This window comes from Jeotgalibacillus proteolyticus, assembly GCF_002926065.1.
Lineage (GTDB): Bacteria > Bacillota > Bacilli > Bacillales > Jeotgalibacillaceae > Jeotgalibacillus > Jeotgalibacillus proteolyticus.
Genome location: NZ_PREZ01000004.1, coordinates 146,087 through 161,247, shown reverse-complemented (window position 1 = coordinate 161,247; position 15,161 = coordinate 146,087). Strand labels below are relative to the sequence as shown.

Annotated in this window: 10 protein-coding genes; 5 read left to right on the top strand and 5 right to left on the bottom strand. The window is 42.4% G+C overall.

Annotated elements, in window-relative coordinates; all coding sequences use genetic code 11:
- Window positions 1-31 precede the first annotated feature (31 nt).
- Complete coding sequence (locus tag C4B60_RS11110) at window positions 32-1,054, top strand: Rossmann-fold NAD(P)-binding domain-containing protein (RefSeq protein ID WP_104058080.1); 1,023 nt, start codon at window positions 32-34, stop codon at window positions 1,052-1,054.
- Window positions 1,055-1,140: 86 nt separating this feature from the next.
- Here C4B60_RS11110 and C4B60_RS11105 read toward each other — a convergent pair whose 3' ends face one another.
- Window positions 1,141-2,979, bottom strand: coding sequence for a polysaccharide biosynthesis protein (locus C4B60_RS11105; protein ID WP_209020084.1), 1,839 nt, complete (start codon window positions 2,977-2,979; stop codon window positions 1,141-1,143).
- Between the two features lie 292 nt (window positions 2,980-3,271).
- Between C4B60_RS11105 and ilvD the strand changes: the two genes are divergently transcribed.
- Together ilvD and C4B60_RS11095 are read left to right on the top strand one after the other, a co-directional pair.
- A complete protein-coding gene (gene ilvD / locus C4B60_RS11100; RefSeq protein ID WP_245153949.1) occupies window positions 3,272-4,963 on the top strand; it encodes a dihydroxy-acid dehydratase in 1,692 nt (563 codons plus the stop codon).
- A gap of 147 nt (window positions 4,964-5,110) precedes the next feature.
- A complete protein-coding gene (locus tag C4B60_RS11095; RefSeq protein ID WP_104058079.1) occupies window positions 5,111-5,821 on the top strand; it encodes a DsbA family oxidoreductase in 711 nt (236 codons plus the stop codon).
- A 53-nt stretch (window positions 5,822-5,874) separates the two neighbouring features.
- Here C4B60_RS11095 and C4B60_RS11090 read toward each other — a convergent pair whose 3' ends face one another.
- Together C4B60_RS11090 and C4B60_RS11085 are read right to left on the bottom strand one after the other, a co-directional pair.
- A complete protein-coding gene (locus C4B60_RS11090; protein ID WP_104058078.1) occupies window positions 5,875-7,287 on the bottom strand; it encodes an alanine/glycine:cation symporter family protein in 1,413 nt (470 codons plus the stop codon).
- A 326-nt stretch (window positions 7,288-7,613) separates the two neighbouring features.
- Window positions 7,614-8,657: an SDR family oxidoreductase gene (locus C4B60_RS11085; RefSeq protein ID WP_167578641.1), complete on the bottom strand. Its 1,044-nt coding sequence runs from the start codon at window positions 8,655-8,657 to the stop codon at window positions 7,614-7,616.
- A gap of 123 nt (window positions 8,658-8,780) precedes the next feature.
- Between C4B60_RS11085 and C4B60_RS11080 the strand changes: the two genes are divergently transcribed.
- Window positions 8,781-10,064, top strand: a complete 1,284-nt coding sequence (locus C4B60_RS11080; protein ID WP_245153948.1) for a DEAD/DEAH box helicase — start codon at window positions 8,781-8,783, stop codon at window positions 10,062-10,064.
- 72 nt (window positions 10,065-10,136) lie between these two features.
- On the opposite strand, the gene C4B60_RS21465 is transcribed toward C4B60_RS11080, so the two are convergent.
- Entirely contained in the window at window positions 10,137-10,310 is a 174-nt protein-coding gene (locus tag C4B60_RS21465; RefSeq protein WP_167578640.1) for a hypothetical protein, read from the bottom strand.
- Window positions 10,311-10,521: 211 nt separating this feature from the next.
- On the opposite strand from C4B60_RS21465, the gene C4B60_RS11075 reads away from it, so the two are divergent.
- Window positions 10,522-11,520, top strand: coding sequence for a class F sortase (locus tag C4B60_RS11075; protein WP_104058076.1), 999 nt, complete (start codon window positions 10,522-10,524; stop codon window positions 11,518-11,520).
- A 76-nt stretch (window positions 11,521-11,596) separates the two neighbouring features.
- On the opposite strand, the gene C4B60_RS11070 is transcribed toward C4B60_RS11075, so the two are convergent.
- Window positions 11,597-14,686, bottom strand: coding sequence for an efflux RND transporter permease subunit (locus tag C4B60_RS11070; protein WP_104058075.1), 3,090 nt, complete (start codon window positions 14,684-14,686; stop codon window positions 11,597-11,599).
- Between the last annotated feature and the right edge of the window lie 475 nt (window positions 14,687-15,161).

Below are 15,161 nucleotides of genomic sequence, written 5' to 3'. Positions count from 1 at the left end.
TCCCTGCACCTTAGGAAAGAAAGGTGATCCTGTGGATATTAAGAAGAAAATACACAATGAAATTGAAAGCTTTACGTGCCCATTTGACTACCGGATTGCTACTGTCGGTACAACCGCTAGGGATTCGCTGTCATTTGCCGTTCTTCCTAGAAGATCTGCTTTAGGCTATGAAGCCATTAATTTTCTTGTTATCAGCCCTGAAAACGCGAAAGAAGTTTTTTCTCTGCTTGATCATCAGGTTCACTATGTTTTTGTGGATATTGAATCTAAAAAAGATATTAAGCTAATGGAAATTGCCAGACAAACAATTCGTAAAGCGCGAATTGTTTCATACAAACCGAATGATACGACGCTTGAAGCAGCAGATCTATTCCTTCGCCATTATTTTAAGGATGACATTGAAGGGAAGAACATTTTGATTTATGGGGCAGGCAACCTGGGCTCGAAGCTCGCTTTAAGGCTTGCTGAGCGGGGGGGCTGTGTTTTTTTAAACTCAAGAAATGAGGAGAAAACGAAGGAAATTATAAAAGTGTTGAATTACCTTCTTCCAAAGTTTACAAATAATAAAATCAATTGGGTGAATCTGAGCGCTGAGCCTGAGGTGCAGCTGGATTGTTTAATTTCCTTTACTTCATCATCACATGTTATTCCTCCTGAGTTTTCACGGTTTTTAAAAGAGGGCGCCTTAGCATTGGATGGGGGGATTAATAACTTTACTCCACAATTTATTTTAAAAGCGGGAGAGCGAAAGATTATTAGCTACCGGCTTGATGTCAGGGCTGCATTTCCACACTCGGTGCTGTTCTTAGTTCCTTATATTCAGGAGTTTTATTCTGCCATCCAGGGTGAGAAAAAGCTGAATGGCCGTACCCGTCTGGTTGCAGGAGGGGTTATTGGAAATGAAGGAGATATTGTAGCAGACCGGATCCAAAACCCTACACAGATTGTAGGGGTGGCTAATGGAGTAGGGGGGCTAAAAGAAGAAAAAGATTATACTGGGGAAGATGTAAAGCATGTTAACAGCCTGCTTCAAGTCATAAAGAAAAAAAGTTAAGCCTCAGCTGTCTGATTAATGAACGGGGTTCATTCATTAATCAGACGGCTGGAGGCTCTTTTTTATACATGCTGCTGAAGCTATGACTATTCATGGTCAGTCAACTGATAGGAAGGGATGATTTCTTTTAGGAGCGACTTAATAACTGATTTTCCCTGATTGAAATCGTTGTTTAGACAATCCTCCAATTTTTTAATTCTCTCCGGCATATTATACGCATGAATATCTACTTGCTGAGCGATAAAGATTAATTCATGCTTTGATGAGCTGTTACCTTCCTCTGCTGACAGCAGTTCCTCATATAATTTTTCCCCTGGACGCATTCCGGTGTATTGAATCTTAATGTCCTTGTCCGGAACAAGACCTGAAAGGGTAATCAGATTTTTTGCCAGATCACTTATTTTCACCGGCTCGCCCATATCGAGGACAAAGGTTTCACCGCCTACAGACAGACCGCCTGCCTGGATGACTAATTGAACCGCTTCGGGAATCGTCATAAAATAACGGGTCATATCAGGATGTGTAATTGTTAGAGGGCCTCCATTTAAAATCTGCTGCTTAAAAAGCGGTATGACACTTCCTCTGCTCCCTAAAACATTGCCGAAACGAACGGCTGCGTAATTGGTCGGGCTATAAGAATTGATGTGCTGAATATAAAGCTCTGCAATCCTTTTCGTTACGCCCATAATGCTTGTAGGATTTACGGCTTTATCAGTTGAAACGAGAACAAATTTTTCAGCCCCGCTTTCATGAGCGCATTCAGCCATAATCCTTGTGCCAAATACATTATTTTTAATTGCCTCAGTCGGATTATATTCCATTAGCGGTACATGCTTGTGTGCTGCAGCGTGAAAGACCACATGAGGCTTGTAATCGTTGAAAACACTTTGGATCCGTTTGCGATCCTGGATATTACCAATGGCGGGATAAATGTTTTGTGATGGGAATTTACTTCTTAATTCTCTTTCGATTAAATAAATACTGTTTTCACCGTGCCCCAAAAGAACAAGCTGTTCGGGGTGAAACTGAGCAATCTGTCTGCAAAGCTCAGACCCAATGGATCCGCCTGCGCCGCTTACAAGTACGGTTTTTCCCTTTAAATAGCTTGCAATAAGCTCTAAATCAAGTTCGATCGGTTCTCTCCCCAGCAGATCCTCCACCTTTACCTCGCGTAAGGTTGTTGTAACTCGACCGTTAATAATATCATTAATTTTCGGTAGAATTTTAACGTCTATTTTATGATTTTTGCACATTGAAACGATCGAGGATATTTCCTGTCCGGATGCAGAAGGAATGGCGATAATCACAACCTCGATTTTAAGCTTTTTGATAATATGATGAATTTCATCTATTGAGCCCGCAACCGGGATGCCGTAGATCTCTGCATGATGCTTATCCGGAGCATCATCAACAAAGGCAATTGGATAAAGCGGGGAGGTAGAGGATTTTCTCAGTTCGTTTAGCACAAGACGCCCTGCATTTCCCGCTCCAACGATCAGCGTCCGTTTTCCGCTTTTATTTCCAGTTTGCTTCATGCTGTAATGCACACGAAAGCATATTCGGATAAAGGAGACGCCAAATACTATAAAAACCCAGCTAAGCAGGAAAACTAAAAAGGGCAGAGAATAACCAGTAAGCAGGCTAAGAGCAAGTTGGGAACCAAAGCAAATGATAAAAGAAATTACCGCTGCTTGAAAAATAAGATAAAACTCATGGTGACTGACAAAACGCCAAAAATTTCTGTAGACATTAAAATAAAGAAAGGCACCAATAAATGTTGAAGAATAAATGACGAATAAGTAGATTGACTCAAAAAAATAATCCATTGGATGGCCGACCAGGAACATAACACTGCTAATAACAGCTAGTAAAATAATGAAAGTATCCATAAGACTTGAAACCACGATCCGATTCCTGCTTTTCAACCTAATTCCTCCATTAAAAATACTGCCTTTTACAATCTCGTAACCTACTTACTTTATATGTGTATTCAAAGGAATTTGTGAGGGATTTATTAGAAAAAGGGCAGATAAAGCTCATGCTTCAAAGCGGGAACAACATGTCATCAAATACTGATGAAACCGCTTTAATTAGCGGAAATATTAATATATTCTGAATTCTATTGCGATTCATGTCACAAGTTAGTATGATATGACATACAAAGTCACGATTTTTCTGATCGTCTGACGAAATTGCATTGAAGAAAGGATGTATATAATGGTAAAAAAGGATATGCGTATTCGAAGCAAGGTAATCAGTGAAGGGGTAAACCGGGTTCCAAACCGCTCCATGCTCAGAGCTGTAGGATTTAAGGATGAGGATTTTAAAAAACCGATGATCGGCATTGCCAGTACCTGGAGTGAAGTAACCCCGTGTAATATACATATTGATCAATTAGCCGTTCAGGCAAAGGCAGGAGCGAAGGATGGCGGAGGCGCCCCGATGATTTTCAACACGATTACAGTCTCTGATGGGATCTCAATGGGTCATGAAGGAATGTTTTATTCTCTTCCAAGCAGAGAAGTAATTGCCGATTCCATTGAAACGGTAGCCAATGCAGAACGTCTGGACGGTGTCGTAGCAATTGGCGGCTGTGATAAAACAACGCCTGCTTGTGTTATGGCAATTGCACGGATGAATATTCCGTCAGTTTACGTTTACGGCGGTACAATACAGCCTGGTAAGCTCGATGGAAAAGATATCGATATCGTTTCATCCTTTGAAGCGGTAGGGCAGTATCAGGAAGGCCTTATCGACGATGAACAGCTGTACAAAGTGGAATGTAATGCGTGTCCAGGCGCAGGAGCGTGCGGAGGAATGTACACAGCCAACACGATGGCAGCAGCAGTTGAAGCGCTGGGCATGAGTATTCCGGGCTCTTCATCAACCCCTGCTATAAATGAATACAAGGAATCAGAGTGCCGTCAGGCCGGGGAGCTTGTTGTTTCCTTGCTAGAAAAGGAGATTTATCCAAGAGATATTATGACAAAAGAGGCTTTTGAGAATGCCATTACAGTCGTTATGGCACTCGGAGGGTCTACGAATGCTATTCTTCATTTACTCGCGATGGCTCATTCTGCTGAGGTTGATTTAACATTGGATGATTTCGAACGCGTACGTGAAAAAGTTCCTCATCTTGCTGATCTAAAGCCAAGCGGTAAATACGTTATGCAGGACCTTTACGAGGTTGGAGGGGTGCCGGCTGTTATGAAGCTGCTTCTGGAACAAGGGATTCTTCACGGGGACTGTCTGACTGTTACAGGAAAAACAGTTGCTGAAAACCTGGAGCTTGCTTCTCCTTTAAAAGAAGGACAGGATATTATCAGACCGTTTAATGAGCCGTTTAAGAAAACAGGTCCACTTGTAGTGTTAAAAGGGAATCTTGCACCAGATGGAGCCGTAGCAAAAATGTCAGGCCAGAAAATCAGCCGTTTCGAAGGGCCGGCACGAGTCTTTGACAGTGAAGATGACGCGGCTAAGGCAATTGAAGAAAACAAGATTAAAGAAGGAGATGTACTGGTCATTCGCCATGTTGGTCCAAAAGGCGGACCGGGAATGCCAGAGATGCTCTCCATAACAGCCATGATTGTCGGACGCGGGCTTGGAGGCAAGGTTGCCTTAATGACAGATGGCCGTTTCTCCGGAGGCTCTCACGGCTTTGTTATTGGGCATGTTTCACCTGAGGCTCATGTTGGAGGTCCAATTGGCCTTCTTAAAGAAGGGGACACGATTACGATAGACAGTGATTCCCAGGAAATTAACTTTAACATATCAGAGTCTGAGCTTGAACAGCGGGCAAAAGCATGGATAAAACCGGCACCTAAATACACTAAAGGCATGCTGTCAAAATATTCGCGCCTTGTGTCTTCTTCATCTAAAGGAGCAGTTACAGACTTGTATGAAGAATAATCCAAATTAAGTTAAATTTAAAGCTGCTGCAGCCTTTCAGGTGCAGCAGCTTTATTTTGTCATGTGATTATGAGCAAGTTCTTGGGGATTCTCAACAATCTATGCTTATATGGTAGTAATGACAATAAAAAGCCGGGAGAGATGATGATGAAAGTACACATTTGGTCAGACTATGTTTGCCCGTTTTGCTACATTGGAAAAAGAAAATTTGAACAGGCTCTTGATCGGTTTAAGCATAGCGATCAGGTTGAAGTGATCTACAAAAGCTTCGAATTAGATCCAAATGCTCCAATGGATGCTGTGAAGGATATGTACGAGACCCTTGCAGAAAAATACCAGATGAGTTTGGATAAGGCGAAGGAAATGACAAGAGGTGTCGCAGCACAGGCAAAAGAAGTTGGGCTTGATTATGATTTTGACAAAATGAAGCGTACAAATACACGTGATGCACATCGTCTCACACATTACGCTTCAACGCAGGGAAAAATGCAGGAATTGACTGAACGTCTGCTAAAAGCCTATTTCCTTGAAGGCAAACATATTGGAAGCCATGATACGCTCGCTCAGCTGGCGGAGGAAGCGGGACTCAATAAAGACGAAGCTGTCCGTGTTCTCTCATCAAGAGAGCATAATGATCAGGTGGAAAAGGATATTAATGAAGCTTCTAAAATAGGAGTAACAGGTGTGCCATTCTTCGTGTTTGGCGGCAAGTATGCTGTATCAGGCGCTCAATCTCCTGATGTGTTTTTAGAAGTGCTGGAGAAGGTTTGGGAAGAAGAAAATGGTTCCGGATTGATTCATGTAGGCGAAAATAATGAGAAGGATAAAGACTGCTCTGATGGGTCCTGCTCTATCTAAAAAAATCCCCCGTATGGCCTGCTTGAAAGCAGTCATATGGGGGATTTAGTTTATTATGAAACTTTATTATGCTCCTTGCGGATATCATCCCAGCACTCTGTATTTTTGATGCCTAGCTTTCCAGGGCTGAAGGTAGGGTCAAGACCATTCCTGCGCTGTGACTCGTAATCTTTTAAAGCTGTTACAGCAATCTTCGTTAATAGAAGGATTCCTATAAGGTTGATAACGGTCATCAGTGCCATAAATACATCAGCAAGAGCCCAAACAAGACCAAGTCCTGCATAAGACCCGAACATAACAAGCGCCATTGTCAGTAAACGATATACATTTACAGCGACTTTGCTTTTCTTAATAAATTCGATATTCGTTTCGCCATAATAGTAACTTCCGATAATCGAGCTAAAAGCAAACATGAAGATAGCAGCTGCTACAAAGATCCCTGCCCAGTCCCCAATTTGAATGCTTAATGAGCTTTGAAGAAGCTGAATTCCTTCAAGCCCGGATGCCTGGTAATCGGTGTTTACAAGTATGATAAAGGCTGTTGCAGAACAAACAATCAGCGTATCAACATATACACCAAGCGTCTGAATGAACCCCTGTTTGGCAGGGTGGCTTACGTTTGCTGTCGCAGCAGCATTTGGCGCACTACCCATACCGGCTTCATTGGAGAACAACCCACGCCGCACACCTTGCATAATTGCAGCACCGATACCGCCGCCAAGAGCCTGTTCAAAACCAAATGCACTGCTGATAATTGTGCTGAAGACAGCAGGGATTTGAGAGAAGTTCATGACGATAACCACCAAAGCAATTGCTACATAAAGAACAGCCATGACTGGCACGATGACACTTGAGAAGTTAGCAATGCGGTGTACGCCGCCAAAGATAATCAGTCCAGTTAATACGGTTACAATTCCGCCGACAATCAGACGGTCGATACCAAATGCACTTTCAAAAGCCAGAGAAATTGTATTACTTTGAACAGAATTAAAGATCAGGCCAAAAGTGAAGGCGATTAACACGGCAAAGATGATGCCAAGCCATCTTTTGTTTAGTCCTTTTTCTATATAATACGCCGGTCCTCCACGATAAGCCGATCCATCACGTATTTTATAGATCTGCGCGAGTGTACTCTCGATAAAGCTTGTCGCACCCCCCAGAATTGCCACAACCCACATCCAAAATACAGCTCCAGGTCCCCCTACGACAATCGCAACGGCAACCCCTGCTAAATTTCCTGTCCCAATCCTTGTTGCTGCACCAATAGAAAAAGATTTAAAAGAGCTGATTCCTTTCATCCCATCAACGACAACTGATTTGTCGCCTAAAACTCTAATCATTTCTTTCAAATAACGAAATTGTACAAAACGGGTAATAATTGTGAAAAACAGACCGGCTCCTAAAAGGCCGCCAATTACAACGTAGGTCCATAAAAAATTATTAGCCCCATCAATTAATGCCTGCATTACCAAATCACTCCTTTTTATTTGAATTATCTGAATATTGAACAATATACACATATTTAAACCTTAAGTAAATAGTAAAATAAGGAAATTGCGTGTGACTAAATGCTTCGTTTACTTTAAATAAGAAGAAAGGTAATTAAAACGTGCAATTTATTGCACGTGAATTTCCAGTCAGATTTTAGCTTTAAGTCAGTAGATTGGACTAATAAATCGTTTGCATTCTCTAAAAATTACCATTAGTAAGTCGAAATATTCCGATTTTTACATGTCGAAAAATTTTTTGAAAAAAAAAAGACGAACCCGAAAAAACGAGTTCGTCATCACGATTAGGACTGAAAAAATGTTTTAATCAGCCGCTGGTATTTTTCATTAGAAAGCTGAAGTGCTGGTTTTCCGGATTGATTGATCAGTTCTTTCGTGTTTGTATCATCAAAGGTGACTGTCCGGGAAAGATAAGAGTGGAAGACGCTCATTGGCTCGTTAATCACTGCGTCCTCAGGGGTTAAATCAGCAGAGTTATTTGTAAGTGAAAGCTGATGCACACCGCTAATGTCAATGATCCATTCCATAACCTGATCATTTTTTGGGGCATGATTATTGGCGATATGATAAATCATTCCCGGATTTGCATAAAGTGCAGCTGCCGTCAAAACATCTACTACATAATTAACAGGCACTACATTATTGGAAGCTTCTCCATTACAAAGAAGGCGAATGCTGCGATCCGAATCGATTCTTCCTCTTATGATGAGCTTCTTTAGCAGCATAATGGCTTTTAAGAGCCCGTATAAAGCAAATGTTGTATCTGCTTCTCCTGTGTTGGAATCACCCACAATAATAGCCGGTCTGAAAATGCTGATCTTCAGCTTTTCACGCTCCTGCCAAACCAGGTGTTCCGCATGGCTTTTGCTTTCTTCGTAATCATTAACAAATGAACGATCAAGCGAATGCAATTCTTCTTTTCCAAAATCCTGCATCCCAAGTGTATAGGCAGTGCTGATATGATAGAAAGCAGGAATATCTATGCTTTTTGCTAAATCCAGCGCATGTTGTGTTCCTTGCACATTCACAAAAAACGTTTTCTCCCGATCTGCAGGGTCAAACGACAAAAAGGCTGCAGTATGATAGAGGATATTAATCTTTCCTTCAAGCTTGTTTTGAACATCCGGATCAATTCCAAGCATTTGCTGTGTTATATCCCCAATAACAGGATGAACCCGGCTCTGCTGCTCTTTTGATATGGATGACATAATTTGATCTTTTTTTTGCGCACTTCGGACAAGCGGGTAAATCGTATGTCCTTCCTCCAGTAGAGAATGAACTAACTTTGTGCCGACAAATCCTGTCGCACCGGTAATCATAATATTCATAGTGATCTCCTTTGTGTCTAAGCTGCTCACATCAGTATAGCAGATGATCTTAAAAACCATAAGCGCTAACTAAACGCTTTTTAGCGGGAAAATAAGGTATACTAAACAGAAGAGGTGAATCAAGTGAAGGAATTTTTATCCCTTGGGATATCTGAAGAATTAAGCAGTAAATTAGAAAAGCAAATGATTTTGACCCCTACACCTGTACAGGAAAGAACGATACCGCTCCTGCTCGAAGGAAGAGACGTATTAGCACAAGCTAAAACAGGGACAGGAAAAACGATTGCTTATTTAACGCCCCTGCTTCAAAAAATAAACGTTGAAAAAAATGAATTGCAGGCACTAATTCTTGCACCGACCCGGGAGCTTGCTATTCAAATAACAGAGGAATGCAAAAAATTGCAGGATGACGCGGTGGCTTCGTCAGTACTTTCGATCTATGGCGGGCAGGATATGGATAGGCAAATGAAAGCCCTCAAACGGGGTGTACACGTAGCCGTAGCTACACCAGGAAGACTGCTGGATCATCTCCGAAGAGAAACCATTAATCTTTCAACGGTTTCCATGCTAGTCATCGATGAAGCAGACCAAATGCTCCATTTTGGCTTTCTTGAAGATGTAGAAGACATTATTGAAGAAACCGGCACGGATCGGCAGATGGGTTTATTTTCAGCTACTTTATCAAAAGACATTCGAAAATTGGCTAAGCGCTATATGACCAGTCCGGAAACGATCCACATTCGGGACGATTCAAATTTGGTGGAGGAAATAGAGCATTATGCAATTGAGGTAAGTGACCGTGAGAAGCTTGGCGCTTTATGTACAACTATAGATGAGACACGGCCATTTTTAGGCATCATCTTTTGCCGTACGATCAGGAGAGTCAGCAATTTATATGGAGACTTGAAATCCCGCGGGTATCTTGTCGGAGAACTGCATGGGGATCTTTCTCAATCTAAAAGAGAAACAGTAATGAAACAGTTTAAAACCGCCAAGCTGCAGCTGCTTGTAGCGACGGATGTTGCTTCGAGAGGGATCGATATTGAAGGAATCACACATGTCTTTAACTATGATGTACCTGAGGATACGGAAAGCTACATTCACCGTATTGGACGTACAGGAAGAGCAGGGGAGGCAGGAGTTGCTTTTACCCTGGCAGCACCAAAGGACAAAGAGCTAATGCGGAATATTGAGCAGGGCATTCAATACGAAATTCCACGTAAAGAAGTAGAAGTTAATGCCGCTGAATATGACCGGCACGATAAAGGAAACGAATCAAAAAGAAACTCCATGAGTGCGAAAGAAAAAAAAGAAGATAAGATTGAAAAAAACAAAAAAAGACAGCAGCGCTACAGAGGCGGCCACACTGCCCCTAAGCCGGCACTTGAAAAAAGAAGGAAGAGATAAAAAGACACACAGCCTGAAATTAGGCTGTGTGTTTTTTGCAGTTATACGGTTACTAGTAAACTTCTTAATAAATTAAGAGCCTCCAGCTTTTCTGCGGGTGTTGGCTACTTTTTTATGCTGCTGGCTTCTCATCTTCTTTTCGTTTCCCGCTCCTTGAACAGAAGAATTGCTTTGAGAATTTTTTTTCTTATTGGCAAGCTGCTGTTTAACAAGATCCTGCAAGCTTACTTTTTTTTGGTCACTCATGAATCCCACTCCTTTTTATGTAGGTGAAATAAGTATAAATCATTCTGGCTGGCAAAGGAAGCTTCTGAAGTACAGTTGATCACATAGAGAGTTCAGAGCAGCCTGTTTCTTTTTTCTTCACGAATTATTCATTATACTGATCTAAACAAGAACATTCTGCGTTAGCTTTCTAGATGATTATTGAAAACAGGAGATCGTGAGGTGAGAGGTGTTGAAGAAGACAATTCTGTTATCAATGTTAACCGGCTTAATCGTTTTTATTATAGGTTACGGCGCAATTGTTGCAGCTGAAAATTGGGGAGAGCCGGAAGCTTCAATTAATTCAGAAGAAACGGTCGAAGCTGATGCCCTGCCTTCTCCTGATGCTGAAGGAGATGAAATGCTTGGTTCAGTTGAAAATCAAAAGGCAGGGGATTCGAAGGAAGAATTTCCAATCCTTGAACGGGACCGTGAACGCTTTGAAAAATTACTGGCTGAACAGACACCCGAGACGGCATCCATTACACCTGCTGCCATAAGTATTCCCGCTCTTAACATAGAAGCACCTATCATTGAGATGGGGATTTTAGATGATGGTGCAATGGAGGTTCCGGAAAACGTCGATGAAGTTGGTTGGTTTAAGCCGGGAATAAAACCGGGGGACGTGGGAAATGCAGTGCTTGCCGGGCATGTTGACAGCTATGATGGACCAGCAATATTTTTTGAACTGCGCAGCCTCGAGCCTGGTGATGAAATAATTGTAACTGCTGAGGATGGTGAAGCTCTTACCTTTTCTGTTAAGGCATTGGAATCATATCCTACTGATGGGGCGCCAATCAAAGAAATATTCGGCCCCTCAAGCTCAAAAGGACTAAATTTAATTACCTGCACAGGCTCTTTTAATCGTGAGACCGGACAATATCCAGACCGTCTGGTAGTCTATACTGAGCTTGTTGAAGAAGAGGCAGAAGAGATCGAGTATATCCCTTACCCGCCATCTCATGTTGAAATTACAGGGAAACAGCTTTCCTGGCATGCAGTCCGGGATGCTGAGATCGTAGGCTACAGAACTTATAAAGAGCTGGAAGATGGGACAAAAGAACAGGTGAGCAGTGTCAGCTACTATGAACGTAAAAGTATTACGATCGATGATCCTGGTGCAAGCTACCATATTACTTCTGTTTCAATAGATGGTAAAGAATCTGAGGCTGCTGCACCTGGAAGTGAATAATTTAGTAAATACCGTTATTGCATACAAAAAGGAGAAGCCCGCGGGCTTCTCCTTTTTGTTAGTAAAACTAATTTCTTTACTGGTACTGCCCTGATTTCCTTAGCTCTTTTCCTCTTCTTCTGAATCTTAAAAAGACTAGGTAAAGCATTGGTACAATGACCAGGGTCAGCAGGGTTGAAAATGAAATTCCAGAAATAATTGTAATGGCGAGAGGGGTAAATAAAGCATCGCCGCTTACTGCAACTGGAATTAACGCAACAATTGACGTAATAGCTGTCAGCAGTATTGGGCGAATCCTTACTCGCCCTGACTCAATAACCGCTTCTTTAACATTCATGCCATTGCTGAGTCCCTGTTCAATAAAGTCAATTAGGACAACTGAATTTCTAACAACAATACCTGTAAGGGAAACCATCCCCATGACTGCAAGGAAGCTGATTGGAGTCTGTGTAACAAATAGCCCAAGTATTGCTCCTGCTATAGCCAGGTAGACAGCAACCAGAACTAGCAGCGGCAGAGAAAGAGAATTGAATTGGAAAGCAATGAGCACATAAACCAGGAAAACCACGATTGTAAATAAAATAACAATCTCAGAGAAAAAGTCGTCCTGAGCTTCGTTCTCGCCTCCAATTACCAGGCTATACTCATTATTATCCATTGTACCCCTAACAGACTCAACGATTTCTTCCACCTTAGAATCAAGGCTTTCAACATCGCCAGGGAAGGCACGGATGGTTACCGCACGTTCACCATCTTCATGTGGAATGCGCTGAAGCTGCTCGGTTTCCTCAACAGTTACTAATTCATCAAGTGAAACGAAAGAAGGAGGTCCTTCAGGAGGGCCCTGCTGCTGAACAGGAAGCTGAATTGTACTCAAATCGATCTCACTGCCAGCCTCCACACGATCAACCACTACTCTCATTTCCCGTTCTGTTACTCCATCATCAAAGCTGTCCATCGGTATGCCTTCAGTCACAAGTCGAATCTGCTGACTGATGTCCTGAATGGTAATGCCAAATTCATTTAACGCATCACGATCTGGCACATAAGAGAGAGTAGGCTCTTCTGCTCCGATATTATCAATGACTAAATCGACACCTAATTCATTGATTTCCTCCATGACCGTATCTCGGAGGGAAAGTAAATCATCTAGCTCAGGCCCTTTCACTGTAACGGTCACAGGAGCACCAGCCGGAGGTCCCTGCTGAATCGTTTCCATAAAAATAATCGCATCCGGATAGCTGCTTCTTAAGTCATCAGTCCACTCATCAATTAAACCTTGTGCTGTCTGGTTTTCCCGGTCTACCCGTACCGCCAGCTGTCCAGTATAATCTCCGGTTGTATCCAGTGAGCTATTAAATAAATTTGGAAGACCTGTACCGGCAAAAATTGAAATTTCCGTTACACCATCATCCTGATAAAGTGTTTCTTCTATTTCCTGCATCGTGTTCAATGTTTCTTCAAGAGGGGTTCCAATTGGCAAAGTAACATCAATCGTGACCTCTTCACGATCGGCGTCCGGGAAAAATTCGAATGGAGTAAGAACCACGAGCCCAAATAGAGCTGTTGTGAGAATTAGTCCGATAAAAGCTGTGAGAAACGGCTTTTTTGCTGTATTCACAAGCACTTTATCCGCGTAAAAATCAGAAATCCAATTTAAAGGTTTTCCAAGGAGCCCCGGTGAATTCGAGATTTTTTTCTTTGATGTCCGGTAAAAGCTATACCGCATCATTGGTACAAAAACAAGCGCGACAATTGTAGAAGCGATAATGGTTGTAATGAGAACAGTCGGCAGCGCCCGGATAAAAGCACCGTTTCCTCCTGACAGGAAGACTAGCGGTAAAAAGGTAAAGACAATAGCAAGGGAAGAGGTCACAATAGATACCCAGACCTCTTTAACACCTGTTATCACACCTGCCAGAGCTTGATCTCCATTCTTAAATCGCCGCTGGATATTGTCGTTGACCACAATGGAATCATCGACAAGAATTCCAAGAGCGATAATCACTCCAATAACAGAGATCTGGTTTAAGTCGACCCCGGCAAACGGAAGGGGAATAATACCTATTAACACTGATAGGGGAACAGCTAACGCAACAACAATCGCTCCTCCTACAGTCAATCCAAGGGAGCTTGTAACGATAACAGCTAAAACAGCAATAGCAAGCGATAAAAACAAGCCATCAAATATCGTATTAACAAGATTTGCTTGTGAATAATAAGGAACAAGCTCAATATCTGCCGGCAAGCTATCCTCCAGTTCTGCCATTTTGGCAGTTACGGCTTCATCCACGCTTGGAATATCCTGACCTTCATCAAGATATGCAGTAAATGAGACTGCCGGAGTTCCGTCAAATGTAATAAGATCTTCTGTGTCAACAGGAGAAAGCTCAACAGAGCCGATATCCCCGATCGTTACGGCATCTCCATCCGGAGATTGCCCCACAACCACAGCTTCCATGTCTTCTACGGAATCATAGGATTCAATCGCAAGCTGATAAACGGTGCCCTCAGATTCCTGTTTGCCAAGAGGCACGGGGTTGAATTCATTTTGAACGGCGTCAAGTACATCCGGAAAAGCAAGACCATTCTCGCCAAGTTCTTCAGAATCGATGGATAGAATGATTTCGTCAGGCATTATCCCTTTTACGGTAACGTCTGAAACCCCTGGAACTGAAGAGATCTCTTCATCCCAATCTTCCATTAAAGGCTCAAGGTCCGTAAAAGCATCCCGGTTTTCGCTTGTCAGCATATAAGAAACAATCGGAAAACTTCCTCCTGCTTCATCAATTGAAGGAGTGAGGACTTCTTCTGGAAAAGAGGCTGCCGCATCTGAAACCTGCTGTCTGATGGAAGAAAATACTTCCTGCGTGTCAGCTCCTTCTTCTATCGTCACAATAACAGATGAAAAGCCTGCAGCTGATGAGGAGGAGACTTCTTCAATACCTTCCACAGCTGTTAAATTCCGTTCGATAGGATTGGTGACTGTACGCTCCACAGTTTGTGGTGTAGCACCGGGATAAACGGTTGATACTGTTCCGATATTGATTTGTGTTTCAGGAATTTCCCTTTGTGGAAGCTGAATAAAAACCATGATACCTACAATGATGGATAGTACGAATAAGACCATAAATATTTTTGTTCTTTTTAGCATCCACGCATACATTCTGCCGCCTCCTTTGATGTGAGCTTTAGCCGGTTTTAAGAGAGCCATTTTCTCTTTACGGGTTAAGTGATTTTGGTGTTAATTTAGTGGGTGGGGTGTTGCAGTTAAAAGTTCCTGTGGAAGAATTAGTTTACCCTTTCTTTTTCTATTCTTTACGTTTTCGACAGTAGTGTCAAGAATAAGCCGGCTGAGGAATGTGTTTTTTGAGATTATACGGGTGTTCCCTTGTTTTAGAGGCTGGAAACCATGGACGAATGCTGCTTGGATTTTGAATGTTACGGGTGAATACCGATTAAAATGGCGTGTTGATTTCCATTGCAGGGGGACGCTTTCCGCGGGGCGGGGCTTGAGCTAACTTGCTGTCGCAAGTGGATCTCAAGCTCCCGCTTCATCCCGCAGGAGTCGCCCCCTTCCACTGCAATCAACTCCTAGTAGTTTTGTTTGATTCTGAAAAATTAGCATGTTACGGGTAAAT

Coding starts and splice junctions, on each gene's coding strand:
- ilvD (WP_245153949.1), top strand. CDS start 3,272: ATGGTAAAAAAGGATATGCGTATTCGAAGCAAGGTAATCAGTGAAGGG.
- C4B60_RS11095 (WP_104058079.1), top strand. CDS start 5,111: ATGAAAGTACACATTTGGTCAGACTATGTTTGCCCGTTTTGCTACATT.
- C4B60_RS11090 (WP_104058078.1), bottom strand. CDS start 7,287: ATGCAGGCATTAATTGATGGGGCTAATAATTTTTTATGGACCTACGTT.
- C4B60_RS11085 (WP_167578641.1), bottom strand. CDS start 8,657: ATGAATATTATGATTACCGGTGCGACAGGATTTGTCGGCACAAAGTTA.
- C4B60_RS21465 (WP_167578640.1), bottom strand. CDS start 10,310: ATGAGTGACCAAAAAAAAGTAAGCTTGCAGGATCTTGTTAAACAGCAG.
- C4B60_RS11070 (WP_104058075.1), bottom strand. CDS start 14,686: ATGTATGCGTGGATGCTAAAAAGAACAAAAATATTTATGGTCTTATTC.